Source organism: Pseudomonas sp. GW460-12-10-14-TSB1, assembly GCF_017349775.1.
Lineage (GTDB): Bacteria > Pseudomonadota > Gammaproteobacteria > Pseudomonadales > Pseudomonadaceae > Aquipseudomonas > Aquipseudomonas piscium.
The window spans coordinates 1-20,539 of record NZ_JACNAC010000082.1 but is presented as its reverse complement, the minus strand read 5'-3'; the positions used below and the strand labels follow the sequence as shown (position 1 = coordinate 20,539).

The following is a 20,539-nucleotide window of genomic DNA, read 5'->3' as shown; positions in this document are numbered from 1 at the left end:
TACAGAAGACTCCTCCGGCGGAGGGATCAACCGCCAAAGTGATAGCTCAGATCCAGCCACCACTGCCGGCCATAGGGGTCGTAGTTGCCGGTGGTGTAGTACGGCCAGCCGGCGGAGTCGTCGCGCTTGACCTGGTTCAGCAGGTTGTTGACGGTCAGGCCGACACTGGCGCGGTCGTTGACCTTGTAGCGGGCGCTGGCGTTGAACACCGTCCAGGGCGACACGCGCCCATCCGAGTTGCCGTTGGTGACGCTGCCGTAACGGATGCCCAGCAGGGTCGCGGTGTAGTGCTGGTAATCCCAGGTCAGGCTGGCGTTGGCCTTGCTGCGCCAGTCGTGATTGCTGCGGTCCACGCGCCAGTCCTGGGTCGGTGCGTCGTCCGATTCCTTGTAGTAATGCGAGAGCACCAGGGTGTAGCCCAGGGTCGAACTGAAGGCCCCGTACTCCCCGGCGCCCCAGCGGATATTGCTTTTCAGGTCAAGCCCGCTGACCCGTTCGCTGGCGGCGTTGATCGCGTTGAGCTGCACCCGCTGCAAGCGGTTCGGGTCCACCGCGGCAGTGCCCGGGTTGCGCTGGATCCGCGCCAGGGTCGCCTGGCAACTGGCCGAGTTGATCTCCATGGCACCACTGCGGCAGGCGTTCTCTTCCTGCAGCAGGCGGTTCTGGTCGACGGTGGTCAGCAGGTCTTCGATCTGCACGCGCCAGTAATCCACCGACACATCGAAGTTGCGCGACGGCGACCAGACAAAACCGTAGGTCCAGGACTTGCCCCGCTCGGACTTGAGGTCGGCGGTGCCGCTCTGGATGTAGTCCACCCGCCCGCGATCGCAGGCGCCCTCCACGCCCTGGCTGCAACCGTAGTAGTCGATCTGGTCCGGTATGTAGCCGTTGGTGTCGGCCTGGTAGATGTAGTTCAGGTCCGGGGCGCGGAAGCTGGTGCCGTAGCTGCCGCGCAACAGCAGGCTGTTCAGCGGGCGCCATTCCAGGCCGAGGTTGTAGGTCTTCTGCTGCTCGGTGCGACCGCTGAATTTGTATTGGTCCCAGCGTCCCGCCAGCGATGCCAGCAGGCTGTCGCTGATCGGCACGCTGAACTCGCCGCCGGCGGCGTAGCGCTTGCGTGAGCCACCGGAGCTCTGCGCCGGGGTGGTGCCGTAGAAGCTGCCGTCGTTGAGCCCGTCGTCCGGGTCGATGCGGTATTCCTGCTTGCCCAGTTCCAGGATGCCGGCGAAGCCCACCGGACCGGCTGGCAAGTCGAACAGCTCGCCATTGAGCGAGGCGTTGTAGCTCTGCGACACCGACTTGCTGGTCTGGCTCAGGTTACGGCGAAACTGCCGCCACTCCTCCTCGGTCAGCGGCCGGTCAAGGCGCGAGGCATCCGGGGCGAACACTGGATAACCACCCTGCTCGCCCAACTGCGGGCCCAGGTAGAAATCGCGGATAGTGGCCGACGGGGTATAGCGGGTGGTGCGCACGCTGCGGTATTCCGAGCGGTTGGCCGCCAGCTCATAGCTCCATGCCGTGTCGGCGATCCGGTCGGACAGGCCCAGGGTGCCGGTCCAGGAAGTGTCGCGCCACTTGCTGTTGTTGCTGGTGCGGCCGCCGATTTCCTCCTCGGAGAAACGCCGGAACCAGCGCTCCAGGTTGCCCGTGTTCTGGTTGATGAAATCCGGCGAGGTGAAGCTCGGCCCGCGGGTGTTGTTCTGGATATGGTCCAGGCCATACATCAGGTCGGCAAAGACCTTGCCGCTGTCGCTGAAATGCCAGGTGCCACGGGTGTAGCCGTCGTAGTTTTCCTTTTGCGTCTGCAGGGTCCGGTAATCGTTGTAGGACTGGTCGGTGGTACAGCGCCCGCCGCTGCCGCTGAGGTGATTGCCAAAGACCCCCGGATAGGCGCCGCAACCGGGGCCGATGTACTTGCCAGTGTCGAGGTTGCGCCGGTAACCGACATCCTGGACCGGCCCGTTTTTCATGAAGCCGCGATCGTCGTTCCAGATCGGATCGCGCTGGGTCAGCTCCAGGCCGAACAGGCCGTCGAAATCCCCCCAGCTGCCACCGCCGCTGATCTGCAGGCGCTGGTTGTCGCCGCCGCCACGATCGGTGGTGCCGCCACGCAGGTTGACGTCGATGCCGCTGGCCTTCTCCTTGAGGATGATGTTGACCACCCCGGCGATCGCATCGGAACCGTAGATCGCCGAGGCGCCGCTGCTGAGAATCTCGATGCGGTCGATGATCGCCGAAGGAATATTGGCCAGGTTGGTGAAGTTGACCCGGCCGTCATAGGCCGTCGGGTAGTCCGCCACCCGCCGGCCGTTGATCAGCACCAGTGTGTGGTTGGGCCCCAGCCCCCGCAGGTTGAGGGCGCTGGCCGCGGGCTGGAAGGTGTTGCCGTAGTCCTCGCCCTGGGTCATGCCGGTGTTTTGCGTCTGGGTCGCCAGGGCGTCGTAGACGTTGCGGTAACCGCGGGCCTCCATCTCCTCATGGGTGATGACGTTCACCGGCGTGGCGCCGTCGGACTGGGCGCGGGCGATGCGCGAGCCGGTCACCGTGACTTTTTCCAACTGCGGGTCCGCCGCGCGAACCGGCGCCACGGCGCTGACTTTAGGACTGGCCTTGGCACTGGCCGAAGCATTGCGAATGGTCAGCCCCTGCTCGCTGTGCTGGGCCTCCAGGCCACTGCCTTGCAGGGCCTTGTCCACCGCCTGCTGGCCGCCCAGGGCGCCACGGATGGCCGGGCTGCGCTTGCCCTGCACCAGGTCCTGGCTGAAGGAAATCGGCACCCCGCTCTGCCGCGAGATATCCAGCAGCACCTCGTCCAGCGGGCCGGCGGAAATGTCGAAGGTGATCGGCCGGGCATCTGTCTGCTGTCCCCAGGTGGAGCTGCCACAAGTGCCGAATACCAGGACCAGGGCCAGAGACAGGCGCACCAGTGGTCGGCGCGGCGGGTGGAAAAGGATCGATGAGTGCATGGACAATTCCCTGTTGAATGCGGTTGCAGGGAATGAGCAGTGACCGATGGGTTTTTATAGGGTGGCGCTTAGGCCAAGGGGCTATGGGGTTATAACCGCGCCGTTCAGCGCGGCTCGATGCTGACCCAGTACGGGCTGTGGTAGCTGACGCGGATTGGCAGCGAACGCTCGAGCAGCTGCAGGCTGCGGTCGCTGTCGTCCAGGGGGTAGATGCCGCTCAAGCGCAAGTCGGCCACCTGGGGGCTGAGGCGGATGATGCCGCGCCGGTAGCCACGCAAGCTGTCGATCACCTCGCTCAGGGGCCGGTCGCGGGCCTCGAATACCCCCGAGGTCCAGGCGCTTTCATGGCCCTTGGCACGCTCCAGCAACAACAGCCGCTGCCCGTCGAAACGCAGGCTTTCGCCAGCCTCCACCACCTGCCGTGCGCCACTGGCGGTGAACACCTCGACCTGCGAGTGCAGCATCACCAGGCGCGTCCAGTCCTCGCCCCGCTCCACCAGGAACTTCGTGCCCAGGGCCTGCATGCGCCCGTGTTCGGTTTCCACCACGAAGGGCCGCTGCGGGTCCCTGGCCACGTCCACCAGCAGCTGGCCGTTGCGCAGTTGCAACAGCCGTTGCTGGGCATCGAAGCGGGTCACGACCTGGCTGCGGGCATTGAGGGTCAGGGCGCTGCCGTCGGCCAGGGTAAAGTCGCGGCGCTCGCCGGTGCCGGTGTACAGGGCGCCCGCCTCGGGCAGCAGGCCGTAGCGCCGGCCGAGCAAGGTCGCGGCCAAGGCCAGGGCCATCACACTCAGGCTGCCGCCGATAAAGCGCCGACGGCTCGACGGCGCATTCAGGCTGTGCAGCAGGCTGTCCCGGGACAGGTTGCGCAAGGCCTGGCTGCGCAGCGCCCCCAGGCCACCGCCCATCAACGCGATGATCTGCTCGTGCTGGGGGTCGGCGGCGCGCCAGTCGTGGAATGCCTGGCGCTCCTGGGCGTTCATCTGCCCCGATTGCAGGAGCGCCATCCATTGCGCCGCCTCGTCCACCAGCGCTTCGTTGGCGCGCGGACGGCTCATGCGTCGACCATCGCCTGATAACACCGTTTGAACGCCTCGGCCATGTACTGCTGGACGCGACTGGTGGACACCCCCAGCTGCTGGCCGATTTCGGCGTAGGTCAAGCCGTCGAGCTGATGGTAGAGAAAGGCCGCCTTGGCCTTGGCGGACAGGCCGTTGAGCAAGCGGTCCACCGCCAGCAGCGCTTCGATCACCAGTGCCCGCTCCTCGGGTGACGGGTGCACCGGCGTCGGCGCCAGGGCCAGGCTTTCCAGGTAGGCGCGCTCCAGGTCCTGGCGTCGCCAGCCTTCGTAGACCAGGCGCCGGGCGATGGTGGTCAGCAGTGCCCGAGGCTCGCGGATGGCCGCGGGGTCCGGCAGGGCCAGCACCCGCACGAAGGTTTCCGAGGCGATGTCCTGGGCGCTGTGATGGCAGCCCAGGACGCGACTCACCGAGGCGCACAGCCACTGATAGTCGCGTTTGAACATCTGCCCGATCAGTGAGTAATGAGGGTTCCGATTCGCACCCATGCCTTGCTCCCTCACGAGACAGCTCCCCCATCCCGAAATCGTCTGGCTGGGTCGGGACATTGCCGACCCAGGATTAGGGGAGCGACTGTGCAACAGGGCTGAATCCATTTGGAAGTAATTAAAAATTCACCCAGGCTAACTAACGAATATATGTAATCCGGCACCTCGCCACGCCGCACGACGCACTTGATTGATCTCGGTCAGCAGTCCTCCCAAAGGTCCTCTCTACTCTGGCGCCTCCATCGGCCAGGGACGGCTTTTCGGAACGGCCGGCCCCCGCTTCACCTTCAAGGAAGAGTCGTTATGCAATCGCTGAAGATCATTCTGCTGTCCACCGCCTTCAACGGTCTCACCCAGCGCGCCTGGCTCGACCTGCGCCAGTCCGGCCACCGCCCCAGCGTGGTGCTGTTCACCAGCGAAGACGAAGTCTGCCGGCAGATCGAACAGGCCGATGCCGACCTGGTGATCTGCCCCTTCCTCAAGGACCGGGTGCCCGAGCAACTGTGGCGCCACCCGACCCGTCCGGTGATCATCATCCACCCGGGCATCGTCGGCGACCGCGGCGCCAGCGCCCTGGACTGGGCCATCAGCAACAACCTCGAGCGCTGGGGCGTCACCGCCTTGCAGGCAGTGGAAGAAATGGACGCCGGGCCGGTCTGGTCCACCTGGGAATTCAAGGTGCCAGCGCAGGTGCGCAAGTCCGAGCTGTACAACGGGCCGGTGGCCGACGCGGCGATCCATTGCATCCGCGATGTGGTGGAGAAGTTCGGCAGCGACTTCGTCCCTGTCCCCCTGGACTACAGCAAGCCGCAGGTGCGCGGCCGCCTGCAACCGAACATGAAACAGGACGACCGCAGCTTCAGCTGGCACGACAGCGCCAACTTCATCAAACGCTGCATCGACGCCGCCGACGGCCAGCCCGGAGTCCTGGCCAGCCTCGCCGGTGGGCAGTACTACCTGTATGACGCGCACCTGGACAGCCGCAGCGGCACCCCCGGCGAGTTGCTGGCGGTGCACGACGATGCGGTGCTGGTGGCCTGCGGCGACCGCAGCCTGTGGATCGGCTCCCTCAAGCGCAAGGCCCGGCCGGGCACGGAACACTTCAAGCTGCCGGCCCGCCATGTGCTGGCCGGCCAACTGGACGGCGTGCCCCACCTGGACTGGTCGGTCGCCAGCGAGCCGTTCAGCGACGAGGCCTACCAGCCGATCCGCTACCGTGAGTCGGGCCACGTCGGCGAGCTGACCTTCGAGTTCTACAACGGCGCCATGAGCACCGAACACTGCCAGCGCCTGGTCAGCGCGCTGCAATGGGCCAAGGCCCGGGACACCCAGGTGCTGCTGTTCAAGGGCGGGCGTGGCGCGTTCTGCAACGGCGTGCACCTCAACGTGATCCAGGCCGCGCCGGTGCCGGGCCTGGAGGCCTGGAACAACATCCAGGCCATCGACGACGTCTGCAAGGAGCTGCTCAGCGCCCGCCAGTTGGTGGTCAGCGGCCTGACCGGCAATGCCGGGGCCGGCGGCCTGATGCTGGCGCTGGCGGCCGATGTGGTGCTGGCCCGGGCCAATACCCTCTACAACCCGCACTACAAGAGCATGGGCCTGTACGGTTCGGAATACTGGACCTACAGCCTGCCCCGCGCCGTCGGCCACGCCATGGCGCACAAGCTCACCGAGGAATGCCTGCCGATCAACGCCTTCCAGGCCCTGCAGATGGGCATGGTCCAGGAAGTCGGCCCGCGCTGCCCCGACGAGTTCGGCCTGTGGCTGCTGCAACGGGCCAACGCCGTGCTGACCGAACCGAAATACCAGGCCTTGCGCGAGCGCAAGGCCAACGCCGACCCGCAACTGATGCAGCACTGCCGCAACGCCGAGCTGGAACAGATGCACCTGGACATGGTGCAGAACCGCCACGGCTTCGCCGAGAAATGCTCAGGCTTCGTCTACAAGCGCAAGACCTGCTGCACCCCGCAGCGGTTGATCGAGGATTGGGCCGTGCCGCAGCCAGACACCTTGAGTGCCTGATCGGCCGTCGTCCCTGTAGCCGCTGGCGCAGCCTGCGATCGGGCGCGCAGCGGCCGTAAAACAGCCACCACGATGTTGCACAAGAACAGGCTGCCGTAACCCAGGCAGCCCCCCCGTTGTCCCTAAGGCTGCAACAACAACGCCACCAGCGCCGTCCAGCCGGTCTGGTGGCTGGCCCCCAGGCCGCGGCCGGTGTCGCCGTGGAAGTACTCATGGAACAGCAGCAGTTCCCGGTCCCGGGGATCGGCCTGCAACTGCGCGTAGGCGCACATCGATGGGCGCCGCCCGTCCTCGTCGCGCAGGAACAGGCGGGTCAGGCGCTGGCTCAGGCTGTCGGCGACTTCCTCCAGGGACGCCAGGTAGCCGGAACCGCTGGGGTATTCCACCGAGAAGTTGTCGGCGTAGTAGCGATGAAACTCGCGCAGCGACTCGATCAGCATGTAGTTGATCGGCATCCACAGCGGCCCGCGCCAGTTGGAGTTGCCGCCATACAGCCGTGAGTCGGAATCGGCCGGCGCGTAACGGGCGCGCAGCTGATGACCGTCAACTTGCAGGGCAAAGGGGTGTTCGGCGAAGACCCTGGACAGCGAACGGATACCGAAATCGGAGAGAAACTCCGCCTCGTCGAGCATGCGCTTGAGCAGGTCCTTGGTGCGCTCGCCGCGCAGCAGTGCGAGCAACAGGCGATTGCCCTGCCCTGGTTCGTTCCAGCGCGACACCAGGCTGGCCAGGTCCGGCCGATGGTGCATGAACTCCAGCAAGCGCTCACGCAACCCCGGCAGGCATTCGTGTTCATGCTGCTCCAGCACCTGCACGGCGAACAGCGGCATCAGGCCGACGATGGAGCGCAGGCGCAGCGGTTCGTTGCCGCCGTCGGGGCGATGCAGCACGTCGTAGAAGAACCGGTCCTGCTCGTCCCACAGCCCTGCGTCGCTGTTGTCCAGCCGGTTGATGGCCCCGGCGATGTACAGGAAGTGCTCGAAGAACTTCACCGCGATGTCCACGTACACCGGGTTGCGCCTGGCCAGCTCCAGGGCAATACGCATCAGGTCCAGGGCGTAGGCCGCGACCCAGGCGGTGCCGTCGGCCTGGTCCAGGGTGTAACCCGGCGGCAAGGGCGCCGAGCGGTCGAACAGCGCGATGTTGTCGAGGCCGAGGAAACCGCCCTGGAACAGGTTGCGCCCTTCGGCGTCCTTGCGGTTGACCCACCAGGAAAAATTCAGCAGCAGCTTGTGGAAGATCCGCTCGAGAAAGTCCATGTCGCCCTGGCCGGTCAGGGCTTTTTCCCGCTGGTACACCCGCCAACTGGCCCAGGCATGCACCGGCGGATTGGCGTCGTCGAAGCGCCACTCGTAGGCCGGCAATTGCCCGTTGGGGTGCATGAAGCGGTCTTTGACCAGCAGCAACAGCTGGTGCTTGGCGAACCCCGGATCGATCAAGGCCAGGGCCACCGCCTGGAAACCCAGGTCCCAGGAGGCGTACCAGGGGTATTCCCAGGTGTCGGGCATGGCCACGATGTCGAAGTTCGCCAGGTGCCGCCAATGGCTGTTGCGCAAATGGGCGTGTGACGCCGGTGGCGGGGGCTGGCCGGGGTCGCCGTCGAGCCAGCGGTTGACATCGAAATCGTAGAGTTGCTTGGACCACAGCAGCCCGGCCAGGGCCTGGCGCTGGACATTGCGCGCGTCGGCATCGGCGATGCCCTGTTGCAGCGCGGCGTAGAACTCGTCGGCCTCGGCCCGCCGCTGTTCGAACAAAGTTCGCGCGCTGACCTGGACCGAGCCAGCCGGAGCAAAACGCAGGTACACACTTTTGCTCTCCAGCCCGGCCAGCTCCAGGGTGAAGTGGGCGGCGGCGCGGGTTCCGCCGTCGCGGGCAATGGCGGTGCTGGCGCCTCCCAGCAGATAGTCGTTGATCCCGTCCTTGAACGGGCCGGGCGTGGCGAGGCCATCGAGCTTCGGGAAGTTGGTTTCGTTGTTGCAGAACAGCCACTCGCAAGGTTCCGGCCCCCAGGCGCTGACCTGCATCGGCGAACAACGCGGATGCCGGGCCAGCAGTTGCTCGCCCTCCAGGCGCAGGCTCGGCCTGCGCGAATCGCCGCCCCAGCTCCAGGTATTGCGCGCCCAGACCTGGGGCAAGACCCGCAGGCGCGCCGGCTGGTGGAAGCGGTTGTGCACCGTGACCCGCATGAAGATGTCGTCGACCGCGTGCTTGGCGTATTCCACCGTCACGTCGAAGTAGCGATCGTCCTCGAACACCCCGGTGTCGAGGATCTCGTACTCGGTATCGTCCAGGCCGCGCCGGGCGTTTTCCCGCAGCAGGTCTTCATAGGGAAAGGCCGCCTGCGGGTATTTGTAGAGCATGCGCATATAGGCATGGCTGGGCACGCCATCGAGGTAGAAATACAGCTCCTTGACGTCTTCGCCGTGATTGCCTTCGGCGTTGTTCAGGCCGAACAGGCGCTCCTTGAGAATGCTGTCGCGCTCGTTCCACAGGGCCAGCCCCAGGCACCAGTGCTGGGCCTTGTCGGAGAACCCCGCCAGCCCGTCCTCGCCCCAGCGATAGGCACGACTGCGCGCATGGTCGTGGGGCAAGTAGGCCCAGGCATCGCCATCGGCGCTGTAGTCCTCGCGCACCGTGCCCCACTGCCGCTCGCTCAGGTACGGCCCCCACTCGCGCCAGGGTTCGCCCGCCGGGCCGTTGAGGCGCTGGCCTTCGACCGTTTCGAGGATGCTTGCCGCCGCTGCTGCCGTCATGGGAGTGTCCGTGAGCCATGGAGGTGAAAGCCAGTGTAGGGGCTGGCGGCGCCGGCGGCCCATGACAAATGTTTCATGCTGCGAGGCGCCAACCGCGACCCATTGCCGCACAAGCCCCGTCATAGAGCCTTCAGCTTAAATTTCCGGGGAGGCGTTCGTTATACTCGGCAACCCTTTTGTGCAAACGCGGTACCCATGATGTCCAGCGACAAAACCCTCCTGGCGAGCCTTGTGCTCTGTGTATTGGCCCTGCCGGCACAAGCCGAAGGCCTGGACCTGAGCTACCCGGCACCCGCCCTGACAGAGGCAACGGCCGGCCCGGCGGCGGAGCCGGAACCCAGCAGGTTCCATCTGGAGTTCAAGGCGCCGATCACCCTGGAGCACACCTGCAGCGGGCCCCAGTGCAATTACGAAACCGACCCGAGCCAGCGCCATGAGCCGGAAACGGTGAACCGATGGTCGGTCGGATTCAACTGAGCCGCTTCTTTCAGCGACGCCTATAAGGCTCCCGTCGCCCAGGTCCTCCCACAGGCAGAAGCTTGGCTAGGCTATAAGCATGCCCCGCGAATGCCTGGGAGGTCCGATGAACCGCACGATCCTGAGCCCTCTGAGCCTGATCCTGGCCCTGTTGGCCGGCTGCGCCAGCCCGCCCGAAGTCATCGACAAGGAACCGGCGGCCATCGCCGAAGGCGTGCTGGCCTTCCGCGATATCTGCCTGAAGTCCGCGCCCTCCTTCGCCGGGGCTGACAGCGCGGCCAAGGCCTATGGCATCGCCAGGCTGGACGATGCCGGCTATGCGCGGATGGGACTGAGGGCGGACCACAGCCTTGGGGTCCAGGTGCAGAAAGGTAAGCAATGCGCGGTGACCACGCCGTCGCAACGGGACAAGACCCTGACCGCGCAATTTCTCAAGATCGCCGAGCAGTTCTCCAGCACCCCGGTGGCGCAGCACCTGCCGGCGCAAATCACCCTCGACAAGCAGACCTTCCTGCTGATGCACGACCGGCGCGGCGGCGAGGCCTATGTGATGTTGAAACGCCCCTGAAACCCAGCGCCTTCACTCAGGCGGCGACAGGTGCGCGTAACACACCGGCGAACTCCCCTCACCCTGCCGGTCCAATTCGTCCTCCAGCCACTCGGCCAGCACCCGGGCATTGTTATGCACTTCATCATGGGCCGAGTACACCAGGGTCAGGCGACCCTTTTGCGCGCGTTCCAGCAACGCCCACCAATGCTCGGGGCGGGCCGCCAGTTCCTGGCGGTAACGGCTGCGAAAGCTGGCGAAATCCAGCTCGCCGGACTTGAAGGCGCGACGCAACTCAGTGGAAGGCGCCAGGTCTTTCAACCACTCATCCAGCGGCAACTGCTCCTTGCGATAGTTGCGCGGCCACAGCCGGTCCACCAGCACCCGATAACCGTCGTCGGGGCTCGCCGGCTCGTAGGCGCGTTTGCACTGAATCATGGGTTCTTCCCCTCTATGACTGCATGGCCTGCCATCAGCTTAGTGGCTGGACAAGACCTGGCACAGGACGAAGACAAGTGCCTCGCCTCCACTCCCCCGGGTTCTGATTACGACCCTCCCGCGTCGAAAACGACACCTCGTCCCCTGGATGATTGACGCACCGCGTCCAGCCCTATTAAGTACTATTTATCCGCATTAATACGATAAATCGAAAACATGCTCAAACGACCTGTTCGCCGCAAACGCCAGAAGCTTTCCGACGTGATTGTCGAGTCGGTCAAGCGTTCCATCGTGATCAACGCCCTGCGTCCCGGCGACCGTTTGCCGACCGAGCGCGAGTTGATGGAAAGCTTCCAGTGTTCCAAGGGTTCGGCCCGCGAAGCGCTCAAGGCGCTGGAGGTCGAAGGGCTGGTCAACACCCGCACCGGCCCCAGCGGCGGCGCCTACCTGAACCAGGCCGGCACCGAGCCGGCGAGCCGCGCCCTGCGCAATTACCTGCACTTCCAGCAGATGGACGGCGAGCAGGTGTACCAGCTGCGCAAGGTCATTGAAGTGGAGCTGGCGGTGTCGGTGATCGGCCGTCTCAGCGCCGACGACTTTGAGGCGCTGCAGGCCAATATCGACTTCTGCAGCGCCCCGGAAGACAGCGAGGCCGGCCAGCGCGAACAGCGCATCGCCGAGCTGGAATTCCACAACCTGCTGGGCCGCGCCTGCCCCAACCCACTGCTGAGTTTCATGGCGCAGTTCCTCAACGACCTGCTGCGCGACCTGGTGGTGCTGAAGAAGGCCTACAAGCCCAAGCGCAAGCAGTTCGACGCCGCCAACCTCGATTACCACAAGCGCCTGTTGCAGGCCTTCAAAGCCGAGGACGAAGCCGCGGTACGCCAGCTGATGCACGAACACATGTGCGACGCCGAACACCATATGAGCGCCCTCGAGGGCGAGGTCACCCAACACTTCCTGCTGGAGTTCGATCACCACCACTGATAACCGCTACACCCGCCACACGCCGCTTCGCCAATAACAAAGCCTGAACACAGGCTGCTGCGCCGTTTTGCCATTGCCACTCCTGCCAATAACTAAACCAGGGAGTTACCCCATGCAGCGTCGTACGTTGTTGAAAGCCAGTCTGACCGTTGCCGGAGCCCTCAGCCTTCCGCTGGGGGTGCGCAACGCCTTTGCCGCCGAACCCTTTACCTTCTACGGGCTCAAGTCGATGTCCGGCGCCTTCGCCAGCTACGGCAAGTTCGCCGACATGGGCTCGCGCCTGGCGGTGGAACAGTACCCGACCCTGCTCGGCCGCCCGCTGAACTACAAGGTGATCGACACCGAAGGCAACGCCGGCAAGGCGGTGCGCAAGGTCCAGGAGGCGATTGCCCAGGACGGCGCGCGATTCTTCCAGGGCTGCACCCTGTCGTCTTCGGCGCTGGCGGTGGCCAAGGAAGTGGGCAAGGTCAACGGCGTGTTCATGACCCCGGTGGGCGCCGACGAAGTCACCGGCAAGGACTGCAATGCCTCGACCTTTCGCTGGTCGGTGCCGACCTACGGCGCCATTCGCGAAACCATGGTGCCGCTGATCAAGCGCCTGCCCGAGGCGAAGCGCTGGTACACCATCACCCCGCAATACGTATTCGGCGAAGCGCTGCTGGCCGGCGCCAGACAGGTGTGCGCCGAGCATGGCATCGAGCACGTCGGCAACAGCTATCACTCGTTGCAGGAACAGGAGTTCTCCGGCTACCTGACCAACGCCATCGCCGCCCAGCCCGACGTGCTGGTGCTGCTCAACTTCGGCAGCCAGTCCTCCAACGCCCTGCGCCAGGCGGTGAACTTCGGCATCAAGGAACGCATGAAAGTGCTGCTGGTGTGGTCCGCCGGGCTCGACCAGTTCCAGGAGCTGGGCAGCGACGTGCTCGAAGGCGTCTACCTCGGCGCGCAGTACTGGCACCAGGTCGACACACCGCTCAACCGCGAGCTGGTCAAGCTGACCCAGGCCAAGTACGGCATCAACCCTACCTACCCGCTGGCCGCCGACTACATCGGCACCAAGATCATGCTCGACACCATAGTCGCCACCGGCAGTTTCGACGGCGCGACCGTGGCCAAGGCCATGCAAGGCCTGACGTACCAGGGGCCGACCGGCGAGGAAAGCATCCGCGCCGGCGACCACCAGGTAATCAAGGATTACTACCTGCTGCAGGGCAAGGCCACGGCCAGCATGCGCGACAAGGACGACCTGGCCGAAGTGCTCAGTTCCGGGCGCTCGTTCCCGGATGCCGGCGCCACCGGCTGCAACCTGGCCTGACCCCGACCGACCTTTTCATCGCTGGCTAGAGGCAGCGGGCCGCCCGACGACGACAGTCGCCGGCCCCCTGTCGAGGGTACCCGCATGCTCAATCTTTACCTGTTCCAGATCCTCAACGGCCTCGGCCTGGGGATGATCTACTTCCTGATCGCGGTGGGCCTGACGATCATTTTCGGCCTGCTGAACTTCGTCAATTTCGCCCACGGCGCGTTCTTCCTGCTCGGGGCCTACATCTGCTACACCGCCGTCAGCCTCACCGGCAGCTTCTGGCTGGCGCTGCTGGTCGCGCCGCTGGTGGTCGCGGCCCTGGCCTGGGCCATCGAGCGATTGCTGATCCAGCGCATCTACCACCTGCCCCACACCTTCCAGATCCTGGTGACCCTGGGCATCGCGCTGATCATCCAGGAAGCCAGCGTGCTGATCTGGGGCCCCGTCGGCAAAAGCGTCGCGGTGCCGGAACTGCTGCGCGGCGTGCTGATCGTCGGCGACTTCGTCTACCCCTACTACCGCCTGTTCCTCATTGTCTTCTCGGCACTGGTGGGGCTGGCGCTGTGGCTGCTGCTGGAGCGCACGCGCTTCGGCGCCCTGGTGCGCGCCGGCAGCGAAAGCACCGAGACCGTGTCGCTGCTGGGCACCAACATCTTCCGCCTGTTCTCCATGACCTTCGCCCTCGGCGTGGCCCTGGCCGGGATCGCCGGGGTGCTGTTCGCCCCGTTGCGTGGCGCCCAGCCCTTTGTCGGCCCGGAAATCCTCGGGGTCGCCTTCGTGGTGGTGGTGATCGGCGGCATGGGTTCGTTCAGCGGCGCCCTGGTGGGCGGCCTGCTGGTGGGGGTGGTGCAGAGCCTGATGACCACCCTCTGGCCGCAAGGCGCCAGCCTGATGATCTACGGCGCCATGGCGGCGGTGATTCTGGTCCGTCCCTACGGCCTGTTCGGGAGAGCATGAACATGAGCGAGAAAAATCCCCTGCCGTTCGCCAAGACCCAGTCGCGCGCCCTGCCGTGGCTGGTGGTCGCGGTACTGATCGGCCTGCCGCTGGTACTGCCATCGGCGACCCTGGCCAGCGAGATCCTGATCTTCGCCCTCGCGGCGCTGGCCTGTAACCTGCTGCTGGGCTACACCGGCCTGCTGTCGTTCGGCCAGGGCATCTTCTTCGGCGCCGGGGCCTACTGCGCCGCGCTGCTGATGATCCACCTGCAACTGGGGCTGTTCAGCGCCCTGTTCGGCGCGGCCCTGGTGGGCGCGCTGCTGGCGTTGCTGGTGGGCGCCCTGGCGATCCGGCGCACCGGCATCTACTTCGTGATGCTGACCCTGGCGTTCAGCCAGATGGCCTACTTTATCGCCTACACCCTGAGCGACTGGACCGGCGGCGACAACGGCCTGCTCAGCGTGCCGCGCCCGGAGATCCGCATCGGCGACACGGTGCTGCTGTCGCTGAGCGACGCGCGCTACTTCTACGCCTTTGTCGCGGTGCTGTTCCTGCTGATCTTCATCGGCGCCCGGCGGGTGATCGCCTCGCCGTTCGGCAGCACGCTGATGGCGATCCGCGAGAACGAAACCCGCGCCGCCGCTATCGGCTACGACACCCGGCACTTCAAGATCCTGGTGTTCATGCTGTCCGGCGCGGTCACCGGGATCGCCGGGGCGCTGTACGCCATGCTCCTGCATTTCGTGCCGCTGTCGAGCATCGACCTGGCGATGTCGGAAAACATCCTGATCATGACCATAGTCGGCGGCACCGGCTCGCTGTTCGGCTCCCTGCTGGGCGCCGGTTCCATCGTGCTGCTCGGCGAGTTCCTCTCCGAACTCTGGCCACGCTGGCTGATGCTGCTGGGAATCATCCTGATCCTGGTGGTGATCTTCATGCGCGGTGGTTTGTGGGGCGGCTTGTCGAGCCTGTTCGAACGCATCCTGAGGCCACGCAAGGCGGCCCTGCCGACCGAGGAGAAACTGTCATGAACAGCCCCTCGCAGTACCTGCTGCAAACCCAGGACCTGGAGTTGGCCTACGGCGCCTTCCACGCGGTCAACGGCGTCAACCTGAAGGTCGAGGCCGGCACCATCCACACCATCATCGGTCCCAACGGCGCCGGCAAGACCAGCCTGTTCCACTGCCTGACCGGCGAACGCCAGGCCACCGCCGGGGCGATCCTGTTCAACGGCAAGAACATCATCAAGAAGCCGGCCCACGGCCGGGTCGGCCTGGGCATGGCCCGTTCGTTCCAGTTGACCAGCCTGTTCCAGAACCTCAGCGTGCGGGAAAACCTGCGCCTGGCCGCCCAGGGTCGCGATGGCCTGGCGGCGCTGAACTTCTGGCGCCACCTCGACAGCCGCCGCGAACACCTGGAGATGGCCGACCAGGTGCTCGAACGCCTGCAACTGACGGCACGCGCCGACACCCTCGCCGGCGAGCTGTCCCACGGCCAGCAGCGGGTGCTGGAAGTCGGCATGTCGATCTGCTCCAGGCCGAAACTGCTGATGCTCGACGAGCCGACCTCCGGCATGGGCATCGACGACATCCCGATCATGACCCAGCTGATCAGCGACCTGGGCCGCGACCACACGGTGCTGCTGATCGAGCACAACATGAGCATTGTCATGTCCATCAGCCAACGCATCACCGTCATGAGCCACGGCCAGATCCTGGTCGAGGGCACGCCAGAATTCGTCCGCGCCGACGAGCGCGTGCGCAGCGCCTACCTGGGAGAAGCCGCCTGATGCTGACCGTCGAGAATATCCATTCCTACTACGACAAGAGCCACGTCCTCGAAGGCGTCTCGCTGCAGGTCAACGCCGGCGAACTGGTGACCCTGCTGGGGCGCAACGGTGCGGGCAAGACCACCACCCTGCGCAGCATCCTCGGGATCATCTGCCCGCGCCAGGGACAGATCCGCTTCAACGGCCAGGAACTGGTGGGCCGCAAGATCTTCGAGATCGCCCGCCAGGGCCTGGCGCTGGTGCCGGAACACCGCGGCATCTTCCGCTTGCTCAGCGTCGAGGAAAACCTGCGCATCGCCCAGCGCAAGAGCAGCCGCTGGCAGCTGGAGGATGTCTACGGCATGTTCCCGCGCCTCAAGGAGCGGCGCAAAAACGCCGGCCATGCGCTGTCCGGCGGCGAGCAGCAGATGCTCGCCATCGCCCGCGCCCTGCTCAACGATCCCAGGCTGCTGATCCTCGACGAACCCACCGAGGGCCTGGCCCCGGTGATCGTCGACGAGCTGGTGAAGATCCTGCGCAAGATCAAGGACGACGGCCTGCCAGTGCTGCTGGTGGAACAGAACCTGATGGTCTGCGACAAGCTCGCCGACCGCCATTACGTCCTCGAGCAGGGGCGCGTGGTCTACCAAGGCAGCGCCGCTGACTTCCGCGCCGACCCGAGCATCAAGAACCGCTACCTGGCCCTGAGCGCCTGAGGGGAGAGCTGAAATGAACAGTCCGATTGTGTCCGTACCCCTGTTGCAAGACAGCGCCCCACTGGTCAACCGCGAACGCCTCTGGCAATCGCTGATGGACCTCGCTCAACTGGGCGCCACCGCCAAGGGCGGCGTATGCCGCCTGGCCCTGACCGACCTCGACCGCCAGGCCCGCGACCTGTTCGTGCGCTGGTGCGAAGAGGCCGGTTGCAGCGTCAGCATCGACGGCATCGGCAATATCTTCGCCCGCCGCGCCGGGCGTAACCCGCAACTGCCACCGGTGATGACCGGCAGCCATATCGACACCCAGCCCACCGGCGGCAAGTTCGACGGCTGCTACGGGGTGATGGCAGGCCTGGAGGTGATCCGCACCCTCAACGACCTCGGCCTGCAGACCGAGGCACCGATCGAGGTGGTGGTCTGGACCAACGAAGAAGGTTCGCGCTTCCCTCCCTGCATGATGGGCTCGGGGGTGTTCGCCGGTAGGTTCGACCTCGACGACACCCTGCGCAAGCAAGACGAACAGGGGCTGTCGGTGGGCAGCGAGTTGCAGCGCATCGGTTATGCCGGCTCGCGGGCGGTGCTCGGCCATCCGGTGGGCGCGTATTTCGAGGCGCACATCGAACAGGGCCCGGTGCTGGAAGACCGCCAGACCACCATTGGCGTGGTCATGGGCTGCCTCGGCCAGAAGTGGTTCGACCTGACCCTGACCGGGGTCGAGGCCCATGCCGGGCCGACGCCGATGCACCTGCGCAAGGACGCCCTGGTGGGCGCCGCCCAGGTGATCAGCGCGGTCAATCGCATCGCCCATGAACAACAGCCCCACGCCTGTGGCACCGTCGGCTGCCTGAGCCTGCACCCGGGCTCGCGCAACGTGATTCCCGGCCAGGTGCAGATGACCCTCGACCTGCGCCACCTGCATGCCAACCAGTTGCAGGCCATGGTCGACGAGGTGCGCCAGGTGATCGAAGACACCTGCCAGCAGCACAGCCTGGGCTTCGAGCTGACCCCCACCGCCGACTTCCCGCCGCTGGACTTCGACCCCGCCTGCGTCGCCGCGGTGCGCCAGGGCGCCGAACAGCTGGGCCTGAGCCATATGGACATCGTCAGCGGCGCCGGGCACGACGCGATCTTCGTCGCCGAGCTGGGCCCGGCGGGAATGATCTTCGTGCCCTGCGAAGGCGGCATCAGCCACAACGAAATCGAAAACGCCGCGCCCCAGGACCTGGCCGACGGTTGCGCGGTGTTGCTGCGGGCCATGGTCAACGCGGCACAACAAACAGGTGCGACGGCATGACCCGACACAGCGAAATCGCCGAGATGAGCGGTGTCGAACTGCTCGCCCATTACCACGACAAGCGCCTGTCGCCGGTGGAGGTGACCGAGGACGCCCTGGCGCGCATCGAGCGCTTCAACCCGCAGGTCAACGCCTATTGCCATGTCGACCCGCAAGGCGCGCTGGACGCGGCAAAGGCCTCCGAGCAGCGCTGGCTCAAGGGCCGGCCCTGCGGCGCGCTGGACGGCGTGCCGGCCTCGATCAAGGACCTGACCCTGACCCGTGGCATGCCCACGCGCAAGGGTTCGAAAACCACCTCCGCCAGCGGCCCCTGGGATGTCGACGCGCCCTTCCCGGCCTTTATGCGCAACGCCGGCGCGGTGCTGCTGGGCAAGACCACCACCCCGGAATTCGGCTGGAAAGGCGTGACCGACAACCCGCTGTACGGCATCACCCGCAACCCCTGGGACACCCGCACCACCGCCGGTGGTTCCTCCGGTGGCGCCGCCGCCGCGGCGTCGCTGAACCTCGGCGTGCTGCACCAGGGCAGCGATGCCGGTGGTTCGATCCGCATTCCCTGCGCCTTCACCGGCACCTTCGGGATCAAGCCGACCTTCGGCTACGTGCCGCAGTGGCCGGCCAGCGCCATGACCCTTCTCTCGCACCTGGGACCGATGACCCGCACCGTCGACGATGCGGTATTGATGCTGCAAACCGTCGCCCGGCCGGATGCCCGCGACGGCCTGGTCGGGGCCCCGCGCAGCACGCCCTGGCTACCGGAGCGCAGCGACCTCAAAGGCCTGCGTATCGCCTACAGCGCCGATTTCGGTTACGTGAAGGTACAGCCACAGGTGGCGCGGGTGGTGGCCAGGGCGGTGGAACGCCTGGCGCAACTGGGCGCCCACGTCGAGCAGGTCGACCCGGGGTTCAGCGACCCGCTGGAGCTGTTCAATACCCTGTGGTTCGCCGGCGCCGCGCGCTTGGCCGGGCAACTGAGCCAGGAGCAACGCCAGCAGCTCGACCCGGGCCTGCTGCGCATTGCCCAGCAGGGCGAAGGCATCAGCCTCCACCAGTACACCCTGGCCCTGGAAGCCCGCGCGGCGCTGGTGGCGCACATGGCCGAGTTCCACAGTCGCTACGACCTGCTGGTCTCGCCCATGCTGCCGCTCACCGCCTTCGCCGCCGGGCACAACGTGCCGCCGGGTTCCGGCCTGGGCGAATGGATGGAGTGGACGCCCTTCAGCTACCCCTTCAACCTGACCCAGCAACCGGCCGCCTCGGTGCCGTGCGGCTTCGCCGAGGACGGCTTGCCGGTAGGCCTGCATGTGGTAGGGGCGCGGTTTGCCGATGATCAGGTGCTGCGGTTGTGCCGGGCGTATGAGCAGGCGTTCCCGAGCCCGCATCCGCAGGTGCCGCTGATCAAGGACTGACAGTGCTTATGGGGGGCATCGCTATCGATGCCCTGGAGCCGCCGCCGAACCTTGAAGGCTCGGCAGCGGCCAGGGGATCAAAGGCTTACTTCGCCGCCCGCACCTGGGCGATCAACTGGTCCGCCACCGCGAACAGGCCCTTGGCGCCATCGCTGGTCATGCCAAAGCGGTACTTGCCGTCCACCACCAGCGAAGGCACGCCGGTGACCTGGTAGGCCGCGGTGCGTTTTTTTGCGTCCATCACCTTGGCCTGCACGGCGAAGGAGCTGTAGGTGGCGAGGAACTTCGCCGGCTCGATGCCCTGCCCCTTGAGCAGCTCGGCCATGGCCTCGGGGGTCTTCAGGCGGTTGCCGCCGCGGATCGCCTCGAATACCGCGTGGTGCACTTCGGGCTTGGCGTCCAGGGTCGCCAGGGTCAGGTAGAGCTGGCCGTAGACATCCCAGATCCCGCCGAACATGGCCGGCAGCTTGACGAAGTTCACGTCTTCGGGAAGCTGGGCCGCCCAGGGGTTGATCGAAGCTTCGAGGTTGTAGCAGTGGCCGCAGCCGTAGGAAAACAGTTCCACCACTTCGATCTTGCCGGGCACGACCTGCGGCACGGCATCCTTGAGTTCCACGTACTGGCTGGCATCCACCGCTGCCATGGCGGTCTGCCCGGCCAAGCCAAAGAGGCAGCTGGCTGCCAGGGCAATGTTCAGAATCGAGTGACGCATGCAATCTCCAATGGGTTGACGCCTCTGAGTCAGCGCTGCTGCTCATCAAGCGGGCCCCAAAGGATACAGGCGACGTCCGCGATGCCAATCGGACCCGTCCCAATCTTTTGTTGGTTTTTTGTCATCAATGCCCGGACAGCTCCGCCTGCTGCGCGAACCGGGCGGCCAGGGCGATGATCTCCTCGCGCAGCCAGCGATGCCCCGGAACCCGCTCCTGCTGGCGATGCCAGATCAGGCTGACCTGCACCGGCGGCGCCACCAGCGGCAGCTCGGCGATGCGGATCGGCATCAGCGCGCAGAAGTGCTCCGCCAGGCGCCGCGGCACCGTGCCGAGCAAGTCCGACTGGGCGACGATCAAGGGAATGCTCAGGTAATGCGGGACGAACAGCTGCACATGGCGCTGGACCTTGGCCGAACCGAGGACGATCTCCAGCGGCGAGCCGCGCCCACCCCGGTCCGGAATCGCCACGTGCTGGCTCTGTTCATAGGCCTTGAGGCTCAGCTGCGGCTCGAAGGCCGGGTGGTCGATACGGCCGATCACCACCAGCTGTTCTTCCAGCAGCGGCTGGTAGCAGAGGTCGGGGTCGTCGAAATACAGGTAGTCCACCGCCAGGTCGAGCAGGCCGGTGGTCAGCCAG

At 65.9% G+C, this 20,539-nt stretch carries 18 protein-coding genes; 11 read left to right on the top strand and 7 right to left on the bottom strand.

Annotated elements, in window-relative coordinates; translation table 11 throughout:
- Nucleotides 1-26: 26 nt before the first annotated feature.
- The 3 genes from J4D52_RS28740 to J4D52_RS28730 form a co-directional block, all read right to left on the bottom strand.
- Entirely contained in the window at nucleotides 27-2,966 is a 2,940-nt protein-coding gene (locus J4D52_RS28740) for a TonB-dependent receptor (RefSeq protein WP_102676896.1), read from the bottom strand.
- Between the two features lie 104 nt (nucleotides 2,967-3,070).
- The gene (locus tag J4D52_RS28735) at nucleotides 3,071-4,024 is read right to left on the bottom strand and encodes a FecR domain-containing protein (RefSeq protein ID WP_102676895.1); all 954 of its coding nucleotides are present in this window, start codon (nucleotides 4,022-4,024) and stop codon (nucleotides 3,071-3,073) included.
- Nucleotides 4,021-4,533 carry a sigma-70 family RNA polymerase sigma factor gene (locus J4D52_RS28730; protein WP_102676894.1) on the bottom strand — a complete coding sequence of 171 codons (513 nt, stop codon included), beginning with the start codon at nucleotides 4,531-4,533 and terminating at the stop codon, nucleotides 4,021-4,023. Before J4D52_RS28730 ends, J4D52_RS28735 begins: the two co-directional genes overlap by 4 nt.
- A 303-nt stretch (nucleotides 4,534-4,836) precedes the next feature.
- On the opposite strand from J4D52_RS28730, the gene J4D52_RS28725 reads away from it, so the two are divergent.
- The gene (locus J4D52_RS28725) at nucleotides 4,837-6,555 is read left to right on the top strand and encodes a hydrogenase maturation protein (RefSeq protein ID WP_063431847.1); all 1,719 of its coding nucleotides are present in this window, start codon (nucleotides 4,837-4,839) and stop codon (nucleotides 6,553-6,555) included.
- Nucleotides 6,556-6,677: 122 nt separating this feature from the next.
- Here the strand turns inward: J4D52_RS28725 and J4D52_RS28720 are convergent, their stop codons facing one another.
- Nucleotides 6,678-9,308, bottom strand: coding sequence for an MGH1-like glycoside hydrolase domain-containing protein (locus tag J4D52_RS28720; protein ID WP_063431849.1), 2,631 nt, complete (start codon nucleotides 9,306-9,308; stop codon nucleotides 6,678-6,680).
- A gap of 198 nt (nucleotides 9,309-9,506) precedes the next feature.
- On the opposite strand from J4D52_RS28720, the gene J4D52_RS28715 reads away from it, so the two are divergent.
- Both J4D52_RS28715 and J4D52_RS28710 read left to right on the top strand, forming a co-directional pair.
- On the top strand, nucleotides 9,507-9,785 hold the full coding sequence (locus tag J4D52_RS28715) for a hypothetical protein (protein ID WP_241190608.1): 279 nt from the start codon (nucleotides 9,507-9,509) through the stop codon (nucleotides 9,783-9,785).
- A gap of 106 nt (nucleotides 9,786-9,891) precedes the next feature.
- Entirely contained in the window at nucleotides 9,892-10,353 is a 462-nt protein-coding gene (locus tag J4D52_RS28710) for a hypothetical protein (protein WP_025804504.1), read from the top strand.
- Between the two features lie 12 nt (nucleotides 10,354-10,365).
- On the opposite strand, the gene J4D52_RS28705 is transcribed toward J4D52_RS28710, so the two are convergent.
- Nucleotides 10,366-10,770 carry a DUF488 domain-containing protein gene (locus J4D52_RS28705; RefSeq protein WP_102676891.1) on the bottom strand — a complete coding sequence of 135 codons (405 nt, stop codon included), beginning with the start codon at nucleotides 10,768-10,770 and terminating at the stop codon, nucleotides 10,366-10,368.
- 216 nt (nucleotides 10,771-10,986) lie between these two features.
- Between J4D52_RS28705 and J4D52_RS28700 the strand changes: the two genes are divergently transcribed.
- The 8 genes from J4D52_RS28700 (at nucleotide 10,987) to J4D52_RS28665 (ending at nucleotide 19,189) form a co-directional block, all read left to right on the top strand.
- Nucleotides 10,987-11,757, top strand: a complete 771-nt coding sequence (locus J4D52_RS28700; RefSeq protein WP_102676890.1) for a FadR/GntR family transcriptional regulator — start codon at nucleotides 10,987-10,989, stop codon at nucleotides 11,755-11,757.
- Between the two features lie 112 nt (nucleotides 11,758-11,869).
- Nucleotides 11,870-13,072, top strand: a complete 1,203-nt coding sequence (locus tag J4D52_RS28695; protein WP_025804506.1) for an ABC transporter substrate-binding protein — start codon at nucleotides 11,870-11,872, stop codon at nucleotides 13,070-13,072.
- An 84-nt stretch (nucleotides 13,073-13,156) separates the two neighbouring features.
- Nucleotides 13,157-14,017: a branched-chain amino acid ABC transporter permease gene (locus tag J4D52_RS28690; protein ID WP_009044477.1), complete on the top strand. Its 861-nt coding sequence runs from the start codon at nucleotides 13,157-13,159 to the stop codon at nucleotides 14,015-14,017.
- Nucleotides 14,018-14,019: 2 nt separating this feature from the next.
- Nucleotides 14,020-15,030 (top strand): branched-chain amino acid ABC transporter permease, encoded by a 1,011-nt coding sequence (locus tag J4D52_RS28685; protein WP_025804508.1) that lies wholly within the window; start codon nucleotides 14,020-14,022, stop codon nucleotides 15,028-15,030.
- On the top strand, nucleotides 15,027-15,788 hold the full coding sequence (locus J4D52_RS28680) for an ABC transporter ATP-binding protein (protein ID WP_102676889.1): 762 nt from the start codon (nucleotides 15,027-15,029) through the stop codon (nucleotides 15,786-15,788). Before J4D52_RS28685 ends, J4D52_RS28680 begins: the two co-directional genes overlap by 4 nt.
- Nucleotides 15,788-16,483, top strand: coding sequence for an ABC transporter ATP-binding protein (locus tag J4D52_RS28675; protein ID WP_063431855.1), 696 nt, complete (start codon nucleotides 15,788-15,790; stop codon nucleotides 16,481-16,483). Before J4D52_RS28680 ends, J4D52_RS28675 begins: the two co-directional genes overlap by 1 nt.
- 13 nt (nucleotides 16,484-16,496) lie before the next feature.
- Nucleotides 16,497-17,780 carry a Zn-dependent hydrolase gene (locus tag J4D52_RS28670; protein WP_102676888.1) on the top strand — a complete coding sequence of 428 codons (1,284 nt, stop codon included), beginning with the start codon at nucleotides 16,497-16,499 and terminating at the stop codon, nucleotides 17,778-17,780.
- Complete coding sequence (locus J4D52_RS28665; RefSeq protein WP_102676887.1) at nucleotides 17,777-19,189, top strand: amidase; 1,413 nt, start codon at nucleotides 17,777-17,779, stop codon at nucleotides 19,187-19,189. The genes J4D52_RS28670 and J4D52_RS28665 overlap by 4 nt, the downstream gene beginning before the upstream one ends.
- A gap of 85 nt (nucleotides 19,190-19,274) precedes the next feature.
- Here J4D52_RS28665 and J4D52_RS28660 read toward each other — a convergent pair whose 3' ends face one another.
- Together J4D52_RS28660 and J4D52_RS28655 are read right to left on the bottom strand one after the other, a co-directional pair.
- Nucleotides 19,275-19,901 (bottom strand): thiol:disulfide interchange protein DsbA/DsbL, encoded by a 627-nt coding sequence (locus tag J4D52_RS28660; RefSeq protein ID WP_025804512.1) that lies wholly within the window; start codon nucleotides 19,899-19,901, stop codon nucleotides 19,275-19,277.
- 124 nt (nucleotides 19,902-20,025) lie between these two features.
- Nucleotides 20,026-20,539: LysR substrate-binding domain-containing protein (locus J4D52_RS28655; RefSeq protein ID WP_258537843.1), on the bottom strand; the 514-nt coding region annotated here is incomplete at its 5' end.

Bases quoted from the DNA above. Each gene is read 5' to 3' on its own strand.
- J4D52_RS28740 (WP_102676896.1), bottom strand. From the start codon at position 2,966: ATGCACTCATCGATCCTTTTCCACCCGCCGCGCCGACCACTGGTGCGC.
- J4D52_RS28735 (WP_102676895.1), bottom strand. From the start codon at position 4,024: ATGAGCCGTCCGCGCGCCAACGAAGCGCTGGTGGACGAGGCGGCGCAA.
- J4D52_RS28730 (WP_102676894.1), bottom strand. From the start codon at position 4,533: ATGGGTGCGAATCGGAACCCTCATTACTCACTGATCGGGCAGATGTTC.
- J4D52_RS28725 (WP_063431847.1), top strand. From the start codon at position 4,837: ATGCAATCGCTGAAGATCATTCTGCTGTCCACCGCCTTCAACGGTCTC.
- J4D52_RS28720 (WP_063431849.1), bottom strand. From the start codon at position 9,308: ATGACGGCAGCAGCGGCGGCAAGCATCCTCGAAACGGTCGAAGGCCAG.
- J4D52_RS28715 (WP_241190608.1), top strand. From the start codon at position 9,507: ATGTCCAGCGACAAAACCCTCCTGGCGAGCCTTGTGCTCTGTGTATTG.
- J4D52_RS28710 (WP_025804504.1), top strand. From the start codon at position 9,892: ATGAACCGCACGATCCTGAGCCCTCTGAGCCTGATCCTGGCCCTGTTG.
- J4D52_RS28705 (WP_102676891.1), bottom strand. From the start codon at position 10,770: ATGATTCAGTGCAAACGCGCCTACGAGCCGGCGAGCCCCGACGACGGT.
- J4D52_RS28700 (WP_102676890.1), top strand. From the start codon at position 10,987: ATGCTCAAACGACCTGTTCGCCGCAAACGCCAGAAGCTTTCCGACGTG.
- J4D52_RS28695 (WP_025804506.1), top strand. From the start codon at position 11,870: ATGCAGCGTCGTACGTTGTTGAAAGCCAGTCTGACCGTTGCCGGAGCC.
- J4D52_RS28690 (WP_009044477.1), top strand. From the start codon at position 13,157: ATGCTCAATCTTTACCTGTTCCAGATCCTCAACGGCCTCGGCCTGGGG.
- J4D52_RS28685 (WP_025804508.1), top strand. From the start codon at position 14,020: ATGAGCGAGAAAAATCCCCTGCCGTTCGCCAAGACCCAGTCGCGCGCC.
- J4D52_RS28680 (WP_102676889.1), top strand. From the start codon at position 15,027: ATGAACAGCCCCTCGCAGTACCTGCTGCAAACCCAGGACCTGGAGTTG.
- J4D52_RS28675 (WP_063431855.1), top strand. From the start codon at position 15,788: ATGCTGACCGTCGAGAATATCCATTCCTACTACGACAAGAGCCACGTC.
- J4D52_RS28670 (WP_102676888.1), top strand. From the start codon at position 16,497: ATGAACAGTCCGATTGTGTCCGTACCCCTGTTGCAAGACAGCGCCCCA.
- J4D52_RS28665 (WP_102676887.1), top strand. From the start codon at position 17,777: ATGACCCGACACAGCGAAATCGCCGAGATGAGCGGTGTCGAACTGCTC.
- J4D52_RS28660 (WP_025804512.1), bottom strand. From the start codon at position 19,901: ATGCGTCACTCGATTCTGAACATTGCCCTGGCAGCCAGCTGCCTCTTT.